At 47.3% G+C, this 23,967-nt stretch carries 21 protein-coding genes; 5 read left to right on the top strand and 16 right to left on the bottom strand.

What is annotated here, in order from left to right:
* Positions 1–2: 2 nt before the first annotated feature.
* The 5 genes from KB186_RS00170 to KB186_RS00150 form a co-directional block, all read right to left on the bottom strand.
* Positions 3–1,313 (bottom strand): carbohydrate ABC transporter permease, encoded by a 1,311-nt coding sequence (locus tag KB186_RS00170; RefSeq protein WP_173609276.1) that lies wholly within the window; start codon positions 1,311–1,313, stop codon positions 3–5.
* A 108-nt stretch (positions 1,314–1,421) separates the two neighbouring features.
* The gene (locus KB186_RS00165) at positions 1,422–2,759 is read right to left on the bottom strand and encodes an extracellular solute-binding protein (RefSeq protein WP_232772829.1); all 1,338 of its coding nucleotides are present in this window, start codon (positions 2,757–2,759) and stop codon (positions 1,422–1,424) included.
* 23 nt (positions 2,760–2,782) lie between these two features.
* Entirely contained in the window at positions 2,783–3,841 is a 1,059-nt protein-coding gene (locus tag KB186_RS00160) for a Gfo/Idh/MocA family protein (protein ID WP_173609278.1), read from the bottom strand.
* Between the two features lie 11 nt (positions 3,842–3,852).
* Entirely contained in the window at positions 3,853–4,821 is a 969-nt protein-coding gene (locus KB186_RS00155) for a sugar phosphate isomerase/epimerase family protein (protein ID WP_173609279.1), read from the bottom strand.
* Positions 4,822–4,886: 65 nt separating this feature from the next.
* The gene (locus tag KB186_RS00150; protein ID WP_370646639.1) at positions 4,887–5,873 is read right to left on the bottom strand and encodes a substrate-binding domain-containing protein; all 987 of its coding nucleotides are present in this window, start codon (positions 5,871–5,873) and stop codon (positions 4,887–4,889) included.
* Between the two features lie 201 nt (positions 5,874–6,074).
* Between KB186_RS00150 and KB186_RS00145 the strand changes: the two genes are divergently transcribed.
* Positions 6,075–6,971: an NAD-dependent epimerase/dehydratase family protein gene (locus KB186_RS00145; protein ID WP_232772827.1), complete on the top strand. Its 897-nt coding sequence runs from the start codon at positions 6,075–6,077 to the stop codon at positions 6,969–6,971.
* Between the two features lie 12 nt (positions 6,972–6,983).
* Here the strand turns inward: KB186_RS00145 and KB186_RS00140 are convergent, their stop codons facing one another.
* The 7 genes from KB186_RS00140 to KB186_RS00110 form a co-directional block, all read right to left on the bottom strand.
* On the bottom strand, positions 6,984–7,478 hold the full coding sequence (locus KB186_RS00140) for a MarR family winged helix-turn-helix transcriptional regulator (RefSeq protein WP_232772826.1): 495 nt from the start codon (positions 7,476–7,478) through the stop codon (positions 6,984–6,986).
* 146 nt (positions 7,479–7,624) lie between these two features.
* A complete protein-coding gene (locus KB186_RS00135; RefSeq protein ID WP_232772825.1) occupies positions 7,625–8,962 on the bottom strand; it encodes a serine hydroxymethyltransferase in 1,338 nt (445 codons plus the stop codon).
* Positions 8,963–8,973: 11 nt separating this feature from the next.
* On the bottom strand, positions 8,974–9,636 hold the full coding sequence (locus KB186_RS00130; RefSeq protein ID WP_173609283.1) for a GntR family transcriptional regulator: 663 nt from the start codon (positions 9,634–9,636) through the stop codon (positions 8,974–8,976).
* A gap of 168 nt (positions 9,637–9,804) precedes the next feature.
* Positions 9,805–10,416, bottom strand: a complete 612-nt coding sequence (locus tag KB186_RS00125) for a TetR/AcrR family transcriptional regulator (protein ID WP_221867002.1) — start codon at positions 10,414–10,416, stop codon at positions 9,805–9,807.
* An 8-nt stretch (positions 10,417–10,424) separates the two neighbouring features.
* Entirely contained in the window at positions 10,425–11,177 is a 753-nt protein-coding gene (locus KB186_RS00120; RefSeq protein WP_173609285.1) for an alpha/beta fold hydrolase, read from the bottom strand.
* A gap of 160 nt (positions 11,178–11,337) precedes the next feature.
* The gene (locus tag KB186_RS00115; RefSeq protein WP_173609286.1) at positions 11,338–12,270 is read right to left on the bottom strand and encodes a response regulator; all 933 of its coding nucleotides are present in this window, start codon (positions 12,268–12,270) and stop codon (positions 11,338–11,340) included.
* Positions 12,271–12,274: 4 nt separating this feature from the next.
* The gene (locus KB186_RS00110; RefSeq protein ID WP_221867250.1) at positions 12,275–13,534 is read right to left on the bottom strand and encodes an ATP-binding protein; all 1,260 of its coding nucleotides are present in this window, start codon (positions 13,532–13,534) and stop codon (positions 12,275–12,277) included.
* A 265-nt stretch (positions 13,535–13,799) separates the two neighbouring features.
* Between KB186_RS00110 and KB186_RS00105 the strand changes: the two genes are divergently transcribed.
* Together KB186_RS00105 and KB186_RS00100 are read left to right on the top strand one after the other, a co-directional pair.
* Entirely contained in the window at positions 13,800–14,777 is a 978-nt protein-coding gene (locus KB186_RS00105) for a glutaminase (RefSeq protein WP_173609287.1), read from the top strand.
* Positions 14,778–14,820: 43 nt separating this feature from the next.
* On the top strand, positions 14,821–16,236 hold the full coding sequence (locus tag KB186_RS00100; protein WP_173609288.1) for an alanine/glycine:cation symporter family protein: 1,416 nt from the start codon (positions 14,821–14,823) through the stop codon (positions 16,234–16,236).
* A 52-nt stretch (positions 16,237–16,288) separates the two neighbouring features.
* Here the strand turns inward: KB186_RS00100 and KB186_RS00095 are convergent, their stop codons facing one another.
* Together KB186_RS00095 and KB186_RS00090 are read right to left on the bottom strand one after the other, a co-directional pair.
* Positions 16,289–18,874, bottom strand: coding sequence for a metallophosphoesterase (locus tag KB186_RS00095; RefSeq protein ID WP_232772824.1), 2,586 nt, complete (start codon positions 18,872–18,874; stop codon positions 16,289–16,291).
* Between the two features lie 2 nt (positions 18,875–18,876).
* Positions 18,877–20,142, bottom strand: a complete 1,266-nt coding sequence (locus KB186_RS00090) for a class I SAM-dependent methyltransferase (RefSeq protein ID WP_232772823.1) — start codon at positions 20,140–20,142, stop codon at positions 18,877–18,879.
* Positions 20,143–20,321: 179 nt separating this feature from the next.
* Here KB186_RS00090 and KB186_RS00085 point away from each other — a divergent pair, with 179 nt between their 5' ends.
* Positions 20,322–21,026: a MerR family transcriptional regulator gene (locus KB186_RS00085; RefSeq protein WP_232772822.1), complete on the top strand. Its 705-nt coding sequence runs from the start codon at positions 20,322–20,324 to the stop codon at positions 21,024–21,026.
* Here KB186_RS00085 and KB186_RS00080 read toward each other — a convergent pair whose 3' ends face one another.
* Both KB186_RS00080 and gnd read right to left on the bottom strand, forming a co-directional pair.
* Complete coding sequence (locus KB186_RS00080) at positions 21,027–21,812, bottom strand: enoyl-CoA hydratase/isomerase family protein (RefSeq protein ID WP_232772821.1); 786 nt, start codon at positions 21,810–21,812, stop codon at positions 21,027–21,029.
* A gap of 179 nt (positions 21,813–21,991) precedes the next feature.
* Positions 21,992–22,888, bottom strand: a complete 897-nt coding sequence (gene gnd, locus KB186_RS00075) for a phosphogluconate dehydrogenase (NAD(+)-dependent, decarboxylating) (RefSeq protein WP_173609293.1) — start codon at positions 22,886–22,888, stop codon at positions 21,992–21,994.
* 172 nt (positions 22,889–23,060) lie between these two features.
* Here gnd and KB186_RS00070 point away from each other — a divergent pair, with 172 nt between their 5' ends.
* Positions 23,061–23,927 (top strand): MurR/RpiR family transcriptional regulator, encoded by an 867-nt coding sequence (locus KB186_RS00070; protein ID WP_088907452.1) that lies wholly within the window; start codon positions 23,061–23,063, stop codon positions 23,925–23,927.
* Positions 23,928–23,967: the final 40 nt, after the last annotated feature.

Here is a 23,967-nt window from a genome sequence, read left to right as displayed (position 1 = left end):
CCTTATTTGCTACTGCCATCACTCAGCAGATCAGCTCCCAATATTTTGACATAGCCGATGGAGATCAATGCCACACATAAAAAGACAATGACCGCAAGCGCAGAACCTTCTCCAAAACTCATTTGAGCAAACATCGTTTTGTACGCGTAAATGGAAATGGTCTCGGTTGAGTTCCCGGGTGCCCCACCTGTCAGCGTGTAAATCAGGTCAAATACACGGAACGCATCTAGTGTGCGGAACAATAGCGCCACCAGAATGGTTGATTTCAGCATCGGAAGCGTAATACGAAAAAATTGCTGGGTGCGGGTGGCACCGTCGACAGAAGCTGCTTCATACAAGCTTTGGGGAATCGTTTGCAGGCCTGCGAATATGAGCAAAGCCATGAACGGCGTCGTCTTCCACACATCGGCCAAAATGACGGAAAACATGGCTCCAGCCTTTGTCGTCAGGAGCATCCCCATATCCGCGATCAGCCCTGCCTGCTCAAAAAGATAGGCGACGATGCCATTTTGCCCATCGTACAAAAACTTCCACATCATCGCGGAGATAACAGTCGGAATCGCCCACGGTATTAACACAGTTGCTCGTACAAGACTCCTTCCACGAAAAGGTCGATTGATCAACAGCGCGATCAATATGCCGAGCACTAGTTCAATAGCAACGGAAATAACGGTAAAAAATGCTGTATTGTACATAGCCCCCCACATCCGGGCGTCCGTTAAAAACTTCTTGTAGTAGGCAAAGCCAACAAAGTTGGGTTCGATTATCGAAGCTTCAATGCCTTGGATCACGCCAAGAGCACCCTCTGGCTTCGAAAGCAGCTTTTGTTCACTCATTTGCAAAAGGACCGCTCTGATTTCCGCCAAGGTGTTTTTGATAGACTCTGTTTGTAGGTTCGAGAGGCTCACATATTTGAGTTCTGTGGGGACTGGTTTAAAGTCCAGCAATAGCTGGTCGATCATTTGGTATCGGCTCGCGACCTCGCCTGTTTGGTTGAGGGAAGTGTTCATTTGCTCGATTTGCACTTGGAGCGCGTTCAATTTTTCTTTTGATGACCCTTCTGCAGAGTCCGCCTCCCTCTTTACATACCGGAGCAGATTGGGTAACGTGCTGACGTAGCGTTCCATATCTAGTCCGTATGAAGAGTGAATCTCTGATTTCGTCGGGTCGTTCAACCGAATATCGTGCAGACTGATCCAAAAGGATCGCATGACAGGCCAAATCGCGATAACAAGTATGATGAGCAGTGCAGGAAAAATCAGCACATACCCCATCTGTTTTTCTGAGAGAGACATTTTGGTTGATCGATTCATCCGTTCACCACCTTCCTTCCCGCTAGAAGCATGCTTGGGCTTGCCTGATCGTTGTGCAACTTCCAAGGAAGTCGGTTAGACTCCCTTGGAAGCTCCATATGGTGCCGCTTAATTTCTCATCAAGTCGTTCATCTGCGTTTCCATGTTTTGCACCGCTTGCTCGGCTGTTTGCTGCCCTGCAAGCGCTTTGGACACTTCAATCTGGATCACTTCCGAAATTTTGGGATAGATCGGAGTCGTTGGACGAGATACAGCAGCGCTTACGCCATCGACGAAATCTTTGTTGGCGAACAACGGACTGGCTTTTTGAACATCGGCGTCTTCGTAGGCTGGCAGGTAAGTTGGTGCGAGCCCACCTTCTATCGCTGATATTTTCTGACCCTCTGGACCTGTCATGAATTTGAGGAATTCCCATGCTTCTTTCGGGTGCTTCGAGAACTTGTTGATTCCGCCCATCCAACCGCCAAGTGCTGCTGCGGAGCCTGCATCGCCAGCTGGCAGTGGAGCGATTGCTACTTGATCAACGATTTTGGACTGGGCCTGATCCTGCGCCAACGCGAACTGATACGGCCAGTTGCGGATAAATGGTGCCTGCCCCTCGAGGAAAGCGGTGTGTGATTCCGGCTCCATGAATGTGGTGACATTGGATGGGACGAAATCAGATTTGACGACCTCGATCATTTTTTTCAACCCTTTGATCGTAGCCGGATTGTTGACCGCTACTTTGCCTTGTTCATCCAAAATTTTTCCGCCGTACGATGCACTGAACTCGACAAAGTTGCAAACCAGTCCTTCATATTGCTTGGCTTGCATCAAGTAGCCGAACTTCGTGCCGCCCTTGCCCTTCGTTGCCTTTGCTTGGGCAATCAGGTCATCCCACGTCTTTGGTGCTTCGGATACAAGATCTTTGCGGTAAAACAAGAGTCCCGCGTCGATAAACTTGGGCATGGTCCATTGCTGGCCGCCAAAGTTCCCAGCATCCATGGCCCCCTTGATATATTTTCCGGTCTCGATTCCATCTTGCTCCATCAGGCGGTCGAGCGGCAGAAGATAACCCGCTTGTGCGAATTCAGCCGGCCAGATCACGTCCAGGTCAAATACATCGATCTCGGAGGATTGGGAACTGAACATGGTAACGTATTGATCATGACTCTGCCCGGAATCGGCAGGCATCTCACGGATTTCTACTTCGATATTCGGATGGGCTTTTTGGAAAGCCTCCACGAGCTTTTTGGTGGAATCCGTCGCGTCTTTTCCGCGTGCGTAGACAAGCTTGATTTTTTCTGCTGTGGGCTGTGATGGCTCTGTTTTAGGTGCGGTTGGTGTTGAAGGCTGTGATGGGGTTGTATCTGTAGAAGCTTGCTGAGGTGTGGAAGAACATGCTGCCAATGAGAAGGCCATTAATAAGGTAAGTCCAGCGGATGTAAGTCTTTTTGCAACTTTCATCTAAGTAACCCCCTATGCTCATGTTAGAAGCGGACTGCTTCACCTTTTTGTGCAGATGCGTAGATGGCTTCGATCAATCTGTTGATGTACAAGGCTTGTTCCGGTGTGCAGAGCACCTCTGCTTTCCCTTCGATGGCGTCTATGAAATTACGGAATAAGAGTACGCGTTCTTTTTGAGGTTTTGGTGTTAATTCTGTCGAAGCAGTTACGCCGTTCCACTCGTGGTAAAGCGTGAACTGGTTCTCCAATAAACGCAGGGAGGCCCCACCCTCTTGTCCATATAGTTGAAGGAAAACGTTTTCCTCTGCGATGTGAGAAGCCCAGCTTGCATCGAGCGTAAGTGACAATCCATTCTCAAAAGTGATCATCGCAACTGCCATATCTTCCACGTCAAACTTCCCGTTATCATCGATCCTTCCCCACTCTGACAAGCCGCGTTTGTGAGGTCCGAATTGCGCATACGTTTGCCCGAGGACAGATACAGGCTTTGGATGATCCAAGAGCCATAAGGTCAAATCGAGCATATGTACGCCGATATCAATCAACGGACCGCCGCCAGCCCTTTCTTTTTGCGTAAACCAGCTCCCCCATCCGGGAATCCCATTTCTCCTGATCCAACCGGTTTTGGCGTGATAAATGTTCCCCAGTTTTCCTTCCTTCAGCCATGTTTTGACTTGCAGGGAATCGCTTCGGAATCGGTTGTTTTGAGCTACCATGAGGATTTTGTCTGCTTTCTTCGCGGCTTCGATCATTTCTTCTGCTTCCTGGGCATTCATCGCCATCGGCTTTTCGCACAACAAGTGTTTGCCTGCTGCAAGCGCACGTTTGGTCGCTTCTGCATGCAAGTAGTTCGGGACACAAACAATGATTGCGTCCGTATCAGACTCTTGCAGCATCGTCTGGTATTCGGTGAAAACTTGCGGAATCTCATGCCGTTTCGCACGAAAGGAAGCCATTTCTGCTGAAATATCTGCAATCGCAACTACCTCTGCTCGCGGCTCTTCCTTGATCGCCTCCAAGTGTGCTTCTGTAATCCCCCCTGCACCGATGATTCCGATTTTCCATTTGCGTCTACTCGTCATTTCCTTCCCTCCTACACCCACCATAGATTCTGGACTGGTTCTCGCAAGATGACCTGCTGCAGATTTTGAACAGCGCGCAAAAAGCCTTCTTCAATCGACATGATGGCATCCTCATGCTCGATACTCACGACATAATCGTATCCATTCATGCGCAGTGCACTCATCATATCCGCCCACGTCTGCTGCGAATGCCCATAGCCTACGGTTCGGAAATACCACGCACGTTCATGTAGGTTGGCGTAGGAATTCATATCCGTCAGCCCGTACATGTTCACTTTTTCCTGGTCGATATACGTGTCTTTGGCATGGAAATGATAGATAGCTTTTTCTTTGCCCAAGATTTTGATCGCAGCTACAGGATCAATCCCTTGCCACCACATGTGACTTGGATCGAAGTTTGCCCCGATTCCCTCGCCTACCTGTTCCCGCAGCTTTAGCAGTGTCCCTGGTGTGTGGACGAGAAATCCGCCATGCAGTTCCAGCGCAACCTTGACATGATGGTCAGTCGCATAAGCAGTCCATTCGCGCCAATACGGGATGAGCCTCTCATTCCATTGCCAATGCAGCACATCGTGATACTCATTGGGCCAAGGAGCAACGGGCCAGCTCGGGTATTTCGCTCCTTCGTGGTCGCCTGCCGTGCCTGAAAAGCAGTTGACCACAGGCACCTCTAGCATCTCGGCTAATTGTACCGTTTTCACAAACGTATCGTGGGATTGCTGCGCAAAGCTTTTCTCTGGTGTCAACGGGTTTCCGTGACAACTAAGCGCGCTGATTATCAATCCCCGATCCTCTACTGCTTTTTTGTACGCTCGTCTTTTTTCCGGACTTTCCAACAGCTCATCCAGATTGCAGTGTGCATTGCCCGGATAGCAGCCTGTGCCGATTTCCACGGCCTCTAAACCTGCTGCCTTCACATGATCCAGCATTTCTTCGAACGACTTCTCGCTAAAAAGAACAGTAAATACGCCAAGCTTCATATCTCTTCACCCCTTTTGAATGCGTAAACTCGTTTGCTTCTTCTATATGGTAAAGACTTGTTGCCTCACTCCAGTAAAACGCTTACAGTTTGGCGAATGACGAGATGATGGGGGACGGTGCTCATTCTCTCTACAGGTTCATTGCGGATTTGTCTGAGTAATTGCTCTGCTGCGGCTTTTCCGTACATGAACGGGTCATTGTGCACGGTGGTGAGCATCGGACGGGAAAGTGAGGCGAGCTCCAAATTGTCGAAGCCCATGACGGAGATGTCTTCTGGTACACGAATGCCATGGTCGTACAAGTAATTGAGGACGCCAACCGCCATCAGGTCTGTGGCGACAAAAACGGCTGTTGGACGAATTTTTTCCTCACAAATACGGCGCATGGCTTCGTAACCGCTCTTGGCTGTGAATTCTCCTTCCACGACAAATCCTTCATGGATGGGCAAATCATGTGCCCGCATGGCTTTTCGGTAACCACCCATGCGATCCAGACCACACGGCGGGTCCCACAGTGGACCAGATATACACGCGATTTTTGTATGGCCTTGCGAAATGAGATAGGCGGTAGCATCATAAGAAGCTTGCACATTGTTCACGTTGACAGTCGGAATCTGATAGCCGGGCAAATCGTGGCCGGTAACAACAAGGGGAACCTGAATCTCTTGCAGCGTCTGGATGTTGCCCTCCAGGAAATGGATGCTCGCAATAATGACACCATCGATTTGTTTTTCTTTGAACAGGCGCAAGTACTTCAGCTCTTTGTCCACCACTTCATCGGATATCGCCAAAAACATACTATAGTCGTACTCGCTAATGACGCTGTCAATTCCGTAAATGAGATTGGAGTAAAAATTGTTGGAGATATCGGGAATCATCACCCCGAGGATGCGGGTTTCCTTGCTAACCAAGCTCCTGGCAATCGCATTCGGCTGAAAGCCCGTCTCTTGCACGATTTTCAAGACTCTTTCCCGCAGCTCTGGTCGGACTGGCTTGGAATTGTTCAGCACGCGCGAAACAGTCGCGATGGAAACGTTGGCGAGTTGAGCGATATCTTTAATGGTTACAGTAATGGTTCTTCACTCACTTTCTATGTAGCGGGTAAACGTTTTCCTAATGTGAAAATAACACCCAATTTTCGTTTTGTCAATATTCAGTTAATTATAAATTGTGTTGACATTGCAAGGAACTTACTAAATAATTCACTATATAATTTAGTTACTAAATTAATTATGTATGAAGGAGGTTTTGTCATGAATGTTTTCCTTACAGGAATAACAGGTTATGTCGGGTCCGTAGTCGCCGAGCATTTTCAGTCTCTTGGGTATCAGGTTGCTGGACTTGTACGATCGGAAGAGAAAGCGGAGCTGTTGCTTTCACAGGGGTTCACCCCTATTGCTGGCGATCTTGCGGACACCACACTGCTAACGGATATTGTTAAAAAATTCGATGGGGTCATTCATATGGCGATCTCGCACACTCCTGATATGGAAAAACTGGATGTAGCTGCGGTTCAGGCAATGCTGGATGGTTTGGAAGGGACAGGGAAGCCATTCATTTATACGAGCGGAACGCTGATCTATAACGATACGTACGACACTGTCGTGGATGAGAACTCCCCTCTCAACCCTTTGCCTTTTCTCCAATGGAAAGCGAACCAGGAGCAGGAAGTTTTAGTAGCTGCCGAGCGCAACATTCGAACAATCGTCATACGTCCTACACTTGTGTATGGTCGTGGTGGTGGACTCGTCCAAGCAACGATTCAAAGAACGAAGCTCTCTCAGTCAGCCAACTACATCGATGATGGACAAACGGCATGGTCTACTATCGATGTTGATGATTTGGCGAGACTTTACGAATGCGCTTTTTTACGCGCACAGCCAGGCTCATTATTTAATGGAACTTCCAAGGAAATGATCACGACGAAAGAGCTCATGACTTCGATTGCAAAAATAGCTGGGATAGACAAAGCGGAATCATGGAGCTATGAGGATGCGGCCAAGGAGTTAGGACCAGCCGCTTGGGGGGCGAGCATCAATCAGAGGATATCTGGATTGCGCGCGGAACAACAGTTGCAGTGGAGCCCCTCTGCGAACTCTCTCCTTAAAGAGCTGGAGCAAGGTTCTTATCAAAACAATAAAAAACCATAGTTCCTCTTCGAACTATGGGTGTGATTCATCGCTATCCTGATAGGTATGCATGAATCGGATTGATTTCGTTAAAATTCGTATGAGTGCCTGTGCATCATCCGTACCTAGATGTTCATGCAGCTGCTGAAAACGATTAAACAGCTCTTGCTCTCTCGCTGCCACAAAATCAAATCCCTTTTTCGTAGGGGCTACGAGAATGGAGCGTCGATCCTTAGGTCCTACGGTACGGGTTATGTAGCCTTGCTGTTCGAGTGATTGAATCACATGGGTCACAGCTGCAGACGTTATTTTCAACTGCTTGCCTAGCTCAGAAACTCTGATGCCGTTCGTGCCAGGTGGACTGACGTAGGTCAAGTGAACTAGCAAATTCAGTTCGCTCTGACGGAGGTCTTTCGAAGGACTGAAAACATGTCCGATCCGCTTTAGCTGACCAAATACGAGAGCAAGCTCTTTCGTTGTCTGATCAATAGTAACATCCGAGTTTGAGTTTGTATGGTCTGTACTCATCCGTTTAGACTCCCATTCTTTGATGGTATCAATCGATTATTTACGAAATGAAAAGACATTGTCAAGAATGAGAGTCCACTTACCACTCGAAAAACACCGTATGCCAAGGTTTGACCCACCGGCATACGGTGTTTTTCCCACCGGCTCTATTCTGGGAAGCAGAACTGCATCTTGCTAAACGATCTGCGCAATTCGATCACCTTTGACTTAACCACCTCGGGCTTTTCCCTGCCGGACAACACACTAACAATGAGTTCTGCAATCATGTCCATCTCTTGTTCCTTCATACCAAAGCGAGTGACTTCTGTCGTCCCGATACGCAGACCGCTTGGAAAGTCCCAATCCTCTGGTCCATCGCCTGGAATTAAATTTTTGTTCGTGATGATGTTCGCTTCTGCCAATCGCTTACCTACCTCGTACCCACCGCCAAACTCTTTTATGTCCAGAATGACTTGGTGTGTACGTGTATAGCCTTTATGGGCGCAAAGAACTCGAATACCCCGTTCATCGAATGCTTTTCCCAGCGCTTGCGCATTCGTCACAATTTGCGCCATGTATTCTTTGCCAAACGCCAAAAACTCTGCCGCCGCCGCAGCCAGTGCCGCTACCCGGTTGACTTGATGTGTCGCGGCAAGGGCTGGGAAAATGGCATCTGTAATCGGTATCGAAATTTCCGGGTCATTCCAGACGATAATGCCGCTTTGCGGACCGCTAAATGTTTTGCCAGCCGAGCCAGTCATCACACATGCCCCTTCTCGTAACGGGTCTTGAAATTGACCGCCACCGATCAACCCCAACTGGTGTGCACCATCAAAATAAATGCGCCCGCCCCATTCCTTCACGATCTCAGCCATTTCCTTCAAAGGAAATGGGAATAAGGTCATGGACGCGCCGAGGGTAACGAGCTTTGGTCTAACTTGCCGTGCGACTTTCGCGAATTCGTCCAAATCAACGGTAAGCTCAGCGGGGTCCATTGGCACATCCACAATTTGCAAACCGCGAATGCCAGCAGGCCCGTCCACCCGATTGCTGGAATGCCCCCCAAACGGTTGCGCAATCGTCATAATCGTATCGCCCGGTTGTGTTAACGCCGCATAGACTGTCATGTTCCCGATCATGCTCGCTACCAATCGATGGTCAGCAAAATTGGCGTGGAATACTTTTTTCAATAGCTCCACACATAGCGCTTCGATTTCGTCGATATATTTTGTGCCAGCGAACCATCTCTGCGTGCTGCCAATATGTCCTTCCGCAGCGCGAGTACCAACCTCAGAAGCGAGCAGTTGACGTACGATGGGCGTGGTAGGAGCTTCTGGTGCGAGCAAATTCAGGCATTCCTCGCCGCGCCAAATCGCATTGCGGTTGACAGCATTCACGATCTCTTGCTGAATCAGACGGTGGGACGGACTCTTTTCGATAATGGATCGTGCCCATTGAAGAACACGCGAATCATGTACTTCTCCCTTCATTTCAACCGTACTCATGCCATTACCCCCTATTCATCATTAGAATGGTCCGTAAGCAATCTGCCAAGGTTGATCCAGTTTTCTTCCATTAAAGAAGAGGCAAGCTGACTGTTGTTGTCTCGAATCGCTTCGATGATTCTGCGATGCTGTTCTACTGATTCCACCCCTTCTAAGGAACCAAACCGAGCAAATTCCAAACGCCGAATTTTCGGTACAACTCGCTCAAGAGCCAGGTAGATTTCACGATTCCCAGCAGCTTCGAGGATCACGTCGTGAAAGCCATCATCTGCTTCAAGCGCTTTGATCACATCTTGCTGTTCGAGTGCGACCTGCAGCTTTTCATTCCATTGCTCCAAACTACAGATGACCTCTGTTTCAAATGGCATCGCCAATCGTGTTGCCAACCCGTGCAAGGCCGCAACAACCGGAAAAGCGTGCTTCGCCTCCTTTTCGAGTAAGGGTGTCACCCGTGTGAGAGAGCCGGGAACGGATTCAATAAGCCCTTCGTCCTCCAGCCGTTTGAGCGCTTCTCTCACAGGTGTTCGACTCACGCCAAATAAAGCCGCCAGCTCGTTGTCGTTGACTCGTTGTCCTGGCTTTAGCTCCAGCATGATGATCGCTTTCTTCAAGCCTTGGTATACCTGTTCGCGTAATGTGGGGCGTTCGATCTGTTTGATTAGGTTCATGTCCATAAAACCAATATATTGGTTTTATTTATTTCTGTCAATTTTAAATATTTAGACACAATAAGGCGACGGTTTGGATGGAATGTGCTGTGGGCTTTTCAGTAATACCATAGGTACAGAAAAAAAGAGGCTACCCCACCTGTATCCTTTACGAATGGGATAGCCTCTTCATTATCAATCAAAACTCTCTGTTTCTGCCGGAGGGCTACAATACTCCCGAACAATCTGCTCCTTCATCTCTTCAACCGGAAACCCTTCCGGATAAGTCGTCATCATCAGCATTGCGCCTTGGAGCGCCGATGAAAAATAGAGCGATCTCAATCTGGGCTGCTTTACTCCTAATTGTTTGAAGATCTGGCACTGGACTTCAAACTGCCTGCTTGACTCCTCATTTAATTGCTCTCTGTAAGAAGCAAGAACACGATCATCTTCGGGCTGCGTCTGCAAATTCAAGTAAAAACGATAAACATCCGGTCGCTGGTATACGTTATCAAGCGCACCGTTGACAATATGGCGCAGCTGTTCGTTCGGCGTTGCAAGCTGAGTCGCAGCCTCCATCACTTCTTTTACTTCCTCGATCCGTACCTGAACCATCGCGGCGAGAAGCTCTTCTTTGCCTTTGTAATAATTGTAAAGCAGTCCCTTCGATATCTGGGCCTGTTTGGCTACATCGTCGATTGAGGTCGCGTGGTAGCCTTTTTTTATGAATAGCGTCATCGCGGCTGCATGGATTTTGTCTTTTGCAGCTTGGCGAATGCGTTCATTTTCAGCTGGAGTACGCGGCACGGTTTACATCAATCCTCCAAAAATTCAATGATAGCGCGAGCGATTTCTTCCGGATGCGTCAACGTTGGTTTATGATCGGCACCCGTAATCTCGATAACCCTATGCTCTGGCAAGACTTGTTGAAAATGTTCGGCGATACGTTGTAGATCAGGCGCATCTTCCTTGCCGAGGAGAAAGCATGTTTTATGAGCCAAATCTCCCAGACGCTCAATCGCAGGTGGTTGCGGCCATACGGACTCCCAGGTGGCCCACTCGAACATTTTCGCTATATTATGCTTCGTCATCTCTACCATGAGGTCCTTCTCGGGACTTGCCATCACGACGCGGTACGAGCAGGAGGACAGAGAAAGCTCCAACATACGGTCAACATCCGGTGCTGCCGCTTGAATTGTTTGCATCCATTCTGTGAAAGGCTTGCTGAACGTATAGCCTGACAAATCCGGAGCGATCAACACGAGCTTGCTCACTCGCTGCGGATAAGCCAAAGCAAACTCAGTTGCAATTCGTCCACCTATCGAATGCCCCACGAGTGTGGCTTCATCCAGCCGAAAATGGTCCATGACGGAAAGCAAATCATCGACGTAGTTCGGTGTCTCTGTTGGAGACGGCGATTTCCCGCAGCCGCGTCCGTCAAAAGCGATGACCTGAAAATGCTTCGCCAGAATCGGCGCGACAAACACCCAATCCCGCAAATCAGCACCGCCACTGTGCAACAAAATGACTGGTTTTCCTTCCCCTGAAACCTCATAGTACAAATCCATCGGTGATCCCTCCGTGAATTGTAGATTTGGTATTTGGTATATGACCCCAGTTTATTATTGAATGAACGTTTAGTCAATGAAAAACATGTATTCCCCATACAAAGCAAAAAGCCCTAATCAACCTGATCAGGACTTATCTCTATACGTTAGAATCTGCCAATCACGACTCCGACTGTATGCGCTTCGCCTCTGCATACAGCACTTGAATGAACTTTTTCATATTGATCCGAATATCTGAACTCGGCGATGTAGCATTGCTTTTCAATTCCGCCATCTTCTTCCACACATACGTAAAATCAAAAAACTGCGAAGCGTAATTCTCGAACTTCCAATTCGAGAGGTCCGCAAGCCCAAGAGACGCCAAATGATTCAGCGACTGATAAATCGCTCGACGTACTCTCTGCTCAGAAGCTTTGACAACCTTAGCGATTTGTGGATCATCCGGAGCTACTCCTAGCCTGTCCTGAGCTACTGCCACAAAGATCTCTTTTAAAGCAGGAAATCCATTTTTAAACGTATGCGTCTGTTCGTATCCATGCAAGAAGTCCAAAATATCTAGCAAGTCATTACTACCATTGTCCCCCGCGATGCCCAATTCTGTTAATAGAAATTGCCCCGCCTCGCGAAGTGGTTTACCCTGTGACGGACGATGTTGTCCGGAAGGTGGCTGGTCCACTTGCATGACGGCATTCAGCGATTTGTGAATGTCCCGTATCGAACGCTCGAGGCGAATTTTCTCGATCACTTTTTGGAGGATCGTTACGACTTCGATCTTGTTTACAGGCTTGATAATGTAGTATTCGCTTCCAAGGGCATAAGCTTGGGCAATCAAATCTTTTGTTTCTGCCTGCGAGATCATAACGATCTTTCCTGAGAACGTCGGCTTTACTTGGCGGATCGTTTCGATCCCATCCCGGTCGGGCATGAACAGATCGATCAGCAAAATATCTACGTTGCGTGCAGTTAACGTATGACCGTCTACCATCGAACCGTCAGATGCTTCCCCCACGACTTCGCCCAGATTCTCGTCTTCTATAATTTCCGTCAGCATAAGGCGAACAGCATCATCGTCATCCACTAAATAAAACAGCATCTTCTCACTCTTTCTTCGTTATCGGATCAATTGGTATTCGCATGAGAAATGTCGTCCCCTTCCCATCTACTCCATCCTGTAGGGAGATTTCCCCTTGCCATTGTTCTACCAATTGTTGTACATAAGACAGTCCGATCCCTGTAGAGGGGTTACCGGTTTGATCGTATTTCGTAGTAAAGCCAGGCTTGAATAATAAAGCCTTTCTCCGTGGAGGTACTCCCGGCCCGTCATCGTTGATTTTGATTTCCACATGATCCCCAATTTGATCAATTTCTATGGAAATGGCTCCTGTTTGCTGGATAGCTTCCACTGCATTTGCCACCAGATTATTGATCAGGGAAAGCATCATGAAAACATGGTAGAGCGGATGTGTCCCCGTAATGGAAGCTGTTATCTGTATGTCCTTCTCCAACAAAGTCGCATACTTCATATTGCTTCGTCTGATAATGTCCACGAGCTGATGGATGTCCATGTAATCCGTAAGGCTTTCATCGGAAATCAGCTTGTGCAGCCCTGCAAAAATGCGTTGATTATCCTTTTTAATCTCGTGAACCTCGCCTGCAACAATCAAGGCTTTCTTGGCAAAGCTCTCTACATTCGTGACCACCTGTTCCTTATGGAGCTCCTGTAAGCCTTGGTATAGCTCGAAAGACTTCATACTAATACTCTCGGCATTTTGCAATGTTTTTTTCAAATGAATCGATTCCTCATACAAGTTTGATATCAGCATCAGGATGTGTTCGTTCTGTTTTCTTGTCTGTTGCTCTCGCGATTGTGCTTCGTACAGCTTCATCATGTTGAGAAAACTGATCACGATAAAGCTGTGGGACAGAGCGATGACGAGCATTTCTTGCACCGCTCCCCATGTGAGGACGGTATCCAGCAGTACATGTTGCGAGAGAAACTCAATGAGGTCAGCCAATACCTCGATGACCATTCCCATTAATCCAACCAAAATCGTCCTGTTGTGAAAATGACGTATTCCGGTTAAGTAAAACAGAACACAATAAGCGAAATAAAAGAAAAAGCTAGAATAATGCGCTTGGAGAGAAGCCTCCCATGCTGTATGATTCCCGGCGATGAGGTCCATCACAACCCGGAAGCATACGACCGTAATCCCCGTCAAAAAGCCAGCGAGAACAGATGGAATTCGTTGAAACAATAATAAAAAGAAGAAAAAGGTAGGAGCTCCAAAGCTAATTCGAAATGTCTCATTGACGGGATAAAATTTCAACTCCCCTGCCAATGGCACCGTAATCAGCATGAGCACCAATATATACCAATCTCGTTTTACTTGTGTCTGAACACGCACGCCTTTCACTTCCCACGTTGTTTCTTGATGCCCCTATCTATTTTTACCGAGGATACGCATATCGGACAAGTAAAAAAAAATGTGAAACTCTCATGAAACAATCTGTGAGTTTTTGTTTTATTTTGTAGGGTGGTTGTAAAGTGATCATTATATGTATTTTCGCGAAGCATGGAAGCGCTTTCTCATCCACTTCGCGTAAGAGCAGTGTATTCGATTTTTGGGGGGACAGGCGTTGATTCAACAGGTTTTACTCGTGGATGAATTAGAGCAATGGGTGGAACAATATCGTTCCAAGGCATCAGAAGGAAAATGTGCCAGTTATATCCCTGCCTTGTACAGAACGGATCCGAATCAGTTAGGTATTTGTATCATCGAGCCTACAGGAAAAATGCACACCGCGGGTGACTGGGAAGTTCCTTTTACGATGCAAAGTATTTCCAAAGTCATCAGTTTTATTGCTGTTTGCTGCTACCATGGCATCCCTTACGTGTTGGATCGGGTAGATGTAGAACCGACTGGAGATGCATTCAACTCCATTATCCGACTGGAAATGAACAAGCCAGGTAAGCCTTTTAATCCGATGATCAATGCGGGAGCAATTACGACCTCTTCACTCCTCCCTGGTCAATCACCGGATCATAAGCTGCGCTACTTGTATGCATTTTTCAGTAAAATCACAGGTGTCACGCCAATGGTGAACGAGGAAGTGTTTCTTTCCGAATGGGAAAACTCTCACAGAAACCGGGCACTCGCCCATTATTTAAAGGATACAGGCTATCTGGCCTGCGAAGTAGAAGAGGCTTTGGAGGTTTATCTGACGCAATGCTCGATTGAAGTAACTACCGAGCAAATCGCCTTGATTGGTCTCCTGTTGGCACTCGACGGCTTCCATCCTCTGCGCAACGAACAAGTTCTTCCGAAAGATGTCGTCCGTTTAGCCAAAGCACTGATGCTCACCTGCGGCATGTACGATGCATCGGGCAAATTTGCGGCGAATGTTGGCTTGCCAGCAAAAAGTGGTGTTTCAGGCGGTATCATGACGCTGGTTCCTCCTAACCGCAAACCACATTCACCGTTTCAAGATGGCTGTGGAATCGGTATTTTCGGACCTTCCATTGACGGTTGTGGAAATAGTGTAGCGGGCGTTTCTTTGTTAAAACATATGGCTCACGAATGGGATGTAACAATTTTTTAGAGAATACTAAGGAAACATTCATAACAAACTCCGAGGTGACACGATGCAACAATTCCTACTGGATGTAACAACTTCTATAAACGATTTTTTGTGGTCCTATATTATCATTATCATGCTTATCGCGTTAGGCTTGTTCTTTACCTACCGGGGTAAATTTTTGCAAGTACGTATGTTGCCGGAAATGATCCGTTCCATTAAAGAAGGACGAGCGAAAGACGACGGTGGCATCTCCCCTTTTCAAGCTTTCGCTATTAGTATGGCCGCGCGTGTCGGCACAGGGAACATTACAGGAATTGCCATTGCCATTGCTCTAGGTGGTCCTGGCGCCGTATTCTGGATGTGGGTCATCGCGATTATCGGTTCGGCATCCAGTTTTGTTGAGAGTACGCTCGCTCAGATTTATAAAATCAAGGATAAGAGCGGTTTTCGTGGCGGTCCAGCTTATTACATGGAAAAAGGCCTGAACAAACGTTGGATGGGCGCGCTGTTTGCTGTCCTCATCACCCTTTCGTTTGGTCTCGTATTTAACGCAGTGCAATCCAACACGATCACGATTGCTTTTGAAAATTCGTTTGGGACAGATCGTTTGATACTGGGTATCATCATGACGATCGCATTTGCAGCAATCATTTTCGGCGGCGTAAAGCGCATTGCGAAAATGTCTGAGTACATTGTAATTGTATTGGCTGTATTGTACATCGGGATGGCGCTGTTTATCGTGTTGATGAACATCACCGAGATGCCTGCACTGATCGCGTTGATTGTGAAAAACGCGTTCGGCTTCGAACAAATCGCAGGCGGTTCTCTGGGTGCAGCGCTCATGCACGGCATCAAGCGAGGATTGTTCTCGAACGAAGCAGGTATGGGTAGTGCGCCGAATGCTGCGGCAACGGCAACGACAAGCCATCCAGTGAAGCAAGGTCTGATTCAGGCATTCGGTGTTCTATTCGATACCCTCGTGATCTGTACAAGCACAGCTTTCATCATTTTGCTGTCCGGCGCGTACACGCAACAAGGATTGAGTGGCATTGAGCTGTCCCAAGCAGCACTGAGCATTCATATTGGTTCTTGGGCGTCCGGCTTCCTTGCCATTATGGTATTCCTGTTCGCCTTCAGTACATTGATTGGTAACTACTACTACGGCGAGACCAACATCGAGTTTTTGAAAACAAGCAAAGCTTGGCTATTGCTGTATCGTTTGAGTGTACTCGCTATGGTGTTGTTCGGATCAGTGGCAAAGGTACAGCTCGTATGGGATTTGGCCGATTTGTTCATGGGCTTGATGGTCATTGTCAACCTGATTGCAATTGCCATGTTGTCAAAAGTCGCCTATGCTGCGCTACATGATTATTTGAAACAGAAAAAGGCAGGAAAAGACCCTGTGTTCTACAAGGACAGTATTGAAGGTCTCAATAATATTGAAGCCTGGGATAATGCTACGCCTTCCTCCAACAAATAACGCAACGAATAAAAACGAGAAGCCTGTGTAGTAGCGGCTTCTCGTTTTTCATTTACAATCGTGGATCGATCTCTTTTTCCTTCGCCACTTCAAAGAGCATCGTTGCGACTACTTTTTGATACTCCGTATTTTCTGGAGAAATATCGGCGAATTTGAAACCAAGCATCCGCTCACCCAGCCTATGCTCCTGCATGGAAGTCTTGAGTTTTTGCGTAATATTTTTCTGATGGAAAAGCTTGCGGTATTTGTGTGGGAATCGGTAGTCGTAGCCATAAATAATCGACAAGTACTCCGGATTGCGTACCTTCATGGCAGGAACGACCTTCTGATTGATCAGCTCTGGCTTGATCACGACGCCTTCCATCTTGTTTTCCATTGTAATCGTGGAAAAGTAACGAGCCGCTTCTTCATACGCATTCGGCTCAGACAAATCGATAGTGAGAAAATGATCGTCATTGACAAAGCGATACATATCGGATGTTTTCCAATCGGGCAATTGCTCGTCCCCATTCAAATAGACGGTCTTTAGAATCGTAAAAGGCTTGTAGGCAAGCTCCCCTTCTCCTGCATAGAGCTCCATCTGTTTTTGGTAAATGTGATAGGCCTCCAAATGCTCGGCGACAGAAACGTAGCTCTCTTTGATTTCTCGCACATACTTATAGTTTTGATACAAGCTCGCGCCGAATTTTTCCGTGAGTGCACTCTTGGATAGATGGAACTGGTCTTTTTCGAATCCGCTCTCGTCATAGTTGTGAATGAGTTGCTGAAGCGCCTCTTCAAAACCGTTTTCCTGCAAAAATGCAAATTCACTCCGCAACGCGGATTCAATTGGTTTGAACTGCTTTTCGATCAAGCCCTTCCCTATTGCACTCCACGGCAACAATTCACCATCCAGGATGAGCATCGCAATTTCATTTTGCTCCATGTACGTGCGGAACCTTGCATATAGACTGTCATAAATCGGTGTCAAATCAACCTGATTGATGGCATAACCGTTTCTGCTGATCGCAAAGCATTTGTCGCGCTCATGATGGAGATAGAGATTGCATCGCGAACCCATGTATTTTGGCTGCAACACGACTTGATGAACGCCTCGACTCGCAAAATAGTCTAGCCCCGCCTTCAACGACTCCAATTCCTGAGTCGCCGTATTCTTATCCGCGGGAGGCATCGTTCCAGAAATAAAATTGACCTTGTTTTGCGAGCAGTAACGGAGTCGACGAAGTTCTTCCTCTTCCAAATCTCCTATGGATACTTGTTTTTCAGCGTGGAACAAGATCGGCAACTCCTCAGTCATCACCCGATGCTCAGACTGAAACGATTTGAAAAACGGCTTGTGTGCGATCACGACAGAGGTCAAAGCATTTCCGTGCACACATCCGGTATCGAGATGAAGCTTGTTTTTCAAGCGAAACGCTTTTTGAGCCGCAATATGCCCAAAAATATGGTAGGGATGGTTACTTACTGCTTCAACCGTCAAAAATGCGAGTTGCTCTTCCAATGAAGCTGTTCGGTCTATCCGAAAATTGCGTTGGCGTCGCATCGAATTCGCATCAAGCTTTCCGATATACTTCTTTTTGCAGGGCGCGTGTGTGACATAATAGGACGGGCCAGTCAGTGCGTTCGATCGATAAAACGGCTGAGCGAGCGTATACAGGTGATTGAACCTCTCAGTTAATTCGGCGTCTTTTTCCAGGACGTGTATGGAATCAAAATAAGTATCCAGTAGCTGTGGGTCTACCCCTTTTAGTTCCTTGCGCAGGTACTTGTAGACAAAATTTTCGTGATTCCCGAGAACAAACAAGAAATACTCTTGATTCGTATATAAAAACTCGATGATCTCCCTCGTTTGCGCTCCTTTGTCAATCCAGTCTCCTGCTATGATGATTTTGGTATGCTGCACCTTGTCAGTCGAGATGAGACGATTGTCCTCCAGCTTGAATCCGTAGGTTTGCAGAAGACCTTTTAACTCATGGACGCATTCGTGAACGTCTCCGATGATGATGTATGTTTGATCTTTGGGAAGGATCGTAGCCAGATAGGCATCCTTATTTTCGATCACGACCTCATATCGAGGATTTGCCATCCCATCAGCTATTGCATAAAAATCTTTGTGCCGTATCCTGCGAATGTTGTGGTACCCTTCTTTGGACAATGCCCGGAGCACTTCTTGCTTTAGACGGAGAATATGGTTGGTAATCAGTTTTTTCGACCGTTCAGATGCGTAGTAATCTTCCCGATTGCGATAATCAAAGAGGATCACTTCCAAGCGGTAATTGTTCTCGGCTGCAATGTCGCGGACTTTCGAGCGGAAGTCTTCCGCTAGCCCTGTTGTATCGACAACCACGAATTCGGCGTTGATCGGAAACGAAGTCACCAAGCGCAGCTTTTCAAACAGGAGCTGAAAAGCCTGCTCACTAGCCTCCAGCATCACCTGATCATACTTGTCGTAATCATAGCCCAGCAATTCCTGGCGAATGCTGTCCGAGGAAATGTATTGGACATTTGCTTTTACGTTTTTTTGTTCATCTTCGAATGAAAGATTTGGCATGAGTACTTCCTTGGCAAAAGTCGTTTTCCCACATTCGGTGGGACCGACGAGCATGAAAATCGTATGAACCTGTGTCTGTAACAGCATCGTTACGCCCCCTTCCTCTGGAGAATGACGCCTTGCGTGGTATGGATGTCGTTTACGCCGTCACCAATAGATACAAATTGCCCCTCTACCCCGGCTTCTTCCATGATCTCGGTCATCCATGCCTGGAACTCTTCTTGTCCCATTTCCCATTTATGATCGTCGTGGCGATAGCCTTCCAGCTCGTAGAACTGATTAAAATCCGCGTTGGGCGTTGTAATGATAAGATGGTCAAAATCCAATCGACTGCAGATTTGCTTAATGAGCGCTCGCGCTTCCTCTTTGCTCATATGCTCAATGACCTCAGTCAAAATGACATCTACCTGTTCACCGTTGTAATCCTGTAAAAACTGATCAAGCGAGCGGAACAAAATGAGATTCGAGATTTCTTTTTCCTCTGCCCTGCGTCTGACTACTTCCAATGATTGTTCATCGATATCGATGGCATAGTAATACTGTGGCAGCTTGGTAGCAAACGGAATCGCATAAAAGCCTTCTCCGCATCCGATATCCACAATCGATTTGGTAAAAGGAAGCTTACTCGCGATGTAGTTCCTTCTCTGCAAACCAGTGCTGCCATACTCCAATTGAATGGGGTAGCGGCTTGTCTTCTCGATCTCGGTCTTATACTTGCGATAGCGATCTCTGGTTGTCAGGAAGTTGCGTGCGAACAGGCTTCGTATGTAAAAAGGTGCGTCGATGACATGGATGCTTTTGATGTATTTATCCAGGATGTTATCGGATATATCGATGTACTCTTTTCCAAACATACTCAAGAATAGACAGAGCACGCTTACGACATGGAGAAGCTGATGCAGACTCGTTCTCGTTGTGATGGTCAGAGCGTAGCTTTTATCGGCGTGGTGCTTGAGTTCAAAGGTGAAATCCTTGAGGTGCTTCTCAAAAAAAGTCAGATAAAGCAGGCGTTCGATGTGTATCATGTTGATGAAAAAAACATGCTCATACCCTTCAGCATCCCGCTCGTCGTGTTGCTTCATCGAAGCGGAAAAAAATTCATTAATCGCATTTAACGGAAACAAGGGTGTATTGTACCGGGAGACATTCAAATATTCAAAATGCTCCTGTTCCGATTGTTTGTAGGAAACCTCATTTTCTGCATCTTTAAAGTAAACGTTGTATGTATCCGTATTGGAAAACCACCCGTAAGCGATGCCTTTTCGAATAGATCGTAAACTCAGCCCGGAATTTGGATTTTTCTTGATCATGAACGAAAAATCCGGGTTCTCTGAGCGTAGCTGAACAATGGCCATACGTTGTCTCACCTCTGGAAAAGAAGTATGAATATCTACTGACAATATTCGCCTTTCCATCCCATGCTGAACAGGGTAAAAGTATGGCGACTTCCCAAAAATGACAGGATTATTTGCTTCGAATTGCTGTTCTTGGTATAGTGAAATCCGCGATAACAAACCAGCGGGAGGTGCGTCAGATGCCTTATTTCAAGCCGATTGAGATCGCTCGCGAGCTACATATTAGCACGAGTGCTTTACGCCATTATGAATCTTGGGGAGTCGTTCCTGCTCCCGAACGTGCAGACAATGGCTATCGACTTTATACAGAGAGCCATCTTGCCTATTTTCGTTGCCTTCGCGCTATGTTCCCCGGCTTCGGTGTCGCCATCACCTGTGAAGTCCTTCGATTGATTCAAAAAGCAGATATGGATGCTGCCTTTTGGCTTGTGAATAAAGAACAGGCCACCCTCCAACAAGAGAAGGTCGCAGCAGACCAAACACTCGGACTTTTGGAAAATCTCGATGTCTCCTTGCCTTCTAACAAAAAGTGGCGAGATCGCATGACGATTGGTGAAGTCGCTGCTTACACAGGAGTCACCACGTCTGCGATTCGCCATTGGGAAAAAGAAGGCTTGCTCGTACTGCCACGAGATCCTGCGAATGGCTACCGCCAATTCACTCCCATGGATATTCGGAAGATTTTGCTTATCCGGACATTGCGCAATACGGTGTATTTTTTAACAAACATGAAAGAAATTGTACAAGCAGTAGAAAATCAAAGTATTGAGCAGGCCAAAAAAGTGACGACGGATGCGATTAGAAGCATTCACGATCGCAATCGCCATCAGATGTACGGAGTTAGGCGGTTGGTTGAATTGTGTGAGGTACTGAAGCTCGTGTGATTATCTCCCTGTAAAACGCGGTGGAGTTTTGTCTAAGAAAGCTTTGGTTCCTTCCCGAAAGTCTTCGGTGGATGCCACGAGTCCGAAATAGTCTGCGCCTAGAAGTGCGGACTCCTCTACTGTCAGGTTGCTTCCGCGGTGAATCGCGTCCCACGTCAGTTTCACTGCTAGCGGAGACTGAGACAAAATTTCCTGGAGAAGCTCCTCTGTTTCCGCCAGTAGCCGCTCACGCGAAACGACCCGATTTACCAGACCCATTCGATATGCTTCATCCGCATCTATCGCTGACCCTGTAAGAAGCAATTCCGCAGCTCGGCCTTTTCCTATTAGCCTAGGAAGTCTGGTTGTCCCACCAAAGCCCGCCACTGCTCCAATTCGTACCTCTGGATGTCCCATTTTGGCATGGTGAACCGCAATACGCAGCGTGCACGATTCGGCGATCTCAAGCCCCCCACCTAACGCATAGCCGTTCATTGCAGCAACGACTACTTTTCCCAACGATTCGATTTTACTGGTCACCGACACGGCCAACTGAGCAAAATTCCTAACTTCCAACGGTGTCGCCTGATGCAGATACGAAATGTCAGCGCCGGCCGAAAATGCTTTTTCTCCCGCCCCTGTAAGGATGACCGCTCTCACACTGGTATCGGTCTTGATCCTGTCCAAGATGGTCGAAAGCTGATTAAGGACATCTCGGTTCAAAGCATTCAATGCCTCTGGTCTGTTTAGCGTAAGGGTCACAATTCCTTTCTCATTTTTGTACAAAACAACCTCTTCAACGCTCATCTTTCCATCCTCCCATCGTTTTAGAAGCTACTGAATAAAAGCACTTTTCGACCAGGCAAACTTCTGGGTGATACCTGCACACTTTGCTTTCTGAATCAAAAATTCCTTCTTTTTCCATAAACAAAAAAAGGATGACCCCGGAGCTTCATCCACCGAAGCACCTTTGGTCATCCCCTATCTTATTTCTTTTCTACGGCATGCCCGCCAAATTCATTACGCAAGGCTGCGACCACTTTTCCGTGGAACGTATCCTCATCCAACGAACGGTACCGCATCAGCAAGGACATCGCAATCACGGGTGTGGCTGCCTGTAGATCCAGCGCGGTTTCCAGTGTCCATTTTCCTTCCCCGGAAGAGTGCATGACCCCACGGATTTCATCAAGCTTGGCGTCTTTTCGAAAAGCTCGCTCTGTCAAGTCCATCAGCCAGCCTCGAATGACGGAACCATTTGCCCACACGCGTGCGACCTCTGCAAAATCATAGTTATATTGGCTTTTCGCAAGTACCTCAAAACCTTCTCCAATCGCCTGCATCATGCCGTATTCGATTCCATTATGAATCATTTTCAAGAAGTGGCCGCTGCCCGCTTCCCCAGCATACAAATATCCGTTTTCAACGTTAATGTCGCGAACCATCGGCTCGATATGCGTGAATGCTTCCCGATCTCCGCCAATCATCATGCATGCTCCGTGGCGCGCTCCCTCCATGCCTCCGCTCGTTCCTGCATCCATGAAGTGAATAGCTTTCTCTTTCAAGCGTGCATAGCGATCTAGCGATTGCTTGTAATGAGAGTTGCCACCGTCAATGACGATATCTCCTGCGGCAAGCAAGGTGGAGAGTTGATCAACCAGTTGATCCACAATCTCTCCTGCTGGTACCATCATCCATACTACGCGAGGTGTCGGCAGTTTCGCTACAGCGTCCTCCACCGAAAATGCCGGAATCGCGCCTTCATGACTCAACTCTTCTGCACGCGCAGAATCTACATCATACGCTACAACCTCATGCTGATGCGAAAGCAAATTCAGCGTGAGATTGTACCCCATTTTTCCTAATCCGAGGATCGCTAGTTTCATATCGTGTACGTCACTCCTTTTTTGGATCATATCCGTTACCACGTATTATAAGACAAAAATTTTCATCTTTCATCAAAAATGAAGAAAATTTTTTCGAACCTATGAAAAGGAGTCTGATTTTCCTTATACTATCAGTACAGATTCACAATGGAACGTTAGGAGGTACCTATTGATGAACGCTTCCACCCCGCATGCTCCGCGTGTTCTCACGCAATTACGCGCCATCTATACACAATTAAGCGGGAAAGAACAACAGATCGCCGACTATATTTTGGAGCATGCCAGTGAAATTATTCATTTCTCGATCACGGAGCTAGCCGATCAATGCCAGTGTGCAGATGCTACTGTATTTCGTCTGTGTCGCAGGCTTGGATTTCGCGGTTACCAAGCATTCAAGATCGCCTTGGCGAGTGAAGTCACAAATCCGAAGCAAACGATTCACCAAGAAATCAATCTCGACGACGATGACGTCAGTGCAATCGCTGAAAAAATTTTCACAGCGAATATCGAGACGATTCGTGATACGCAGCAGATTATCAATAAAGATGAGTTAATGAAAATCGTCTCCTGTTTGGAAAACGCTAGCCGGATCGAGTTTTATGGCTCGGGAGGCTCAGCTGTCATCGCACAGGACGCATACCACAAATTTATGCGGACAGGCATCCCTTGTCTCTATCATTCTGATGCCCACTATCAAGTGATGTCCGCCTCTCTGCTTACCGAGGGTGCTGTCGTCGTAGGCATCTCCCACTCTGGGTCCAACAAAGATATCTTGGCAGCCCTGCAGGTTGCCAAGGAAGCCGGAGCAAAAACAATCGGCATCACAAGCTATGGGAAATCCCCTCTTGTGCGTCTGGCAGACATGTGCTTGTACACGACTTCACGCGAAACGGTATTTCGTACAGAAGCCCTGTCGTCCAGGCTTGCTCAGCTCAGTTTAATTGATCTGCTTTATGTAGCTGTATCCTTACGGCGCCAGGATGATACGATCGCCAATATCCAGCACATTCGCGAAGCTATTTCACTCAAACGCCTGTAAATCAGGCGTTTTTTCTTTTGCTTGCCTACTCTTGCAACTT

The sequence above is a fragment of the Brevibacillus sp. AF8 genome (assembly GCF_021270385.1).
Taxonomy (GTDB): domain Bacteria; phylum Bacillota; class Bacilli; order Brevibacillales; family Brevibacillaceae; genus Brevibacillus.
Note: the sequence above shows the minus strand (reverse complement) of the source record. Positions and strands in the feature narration are given on the sequence as shown.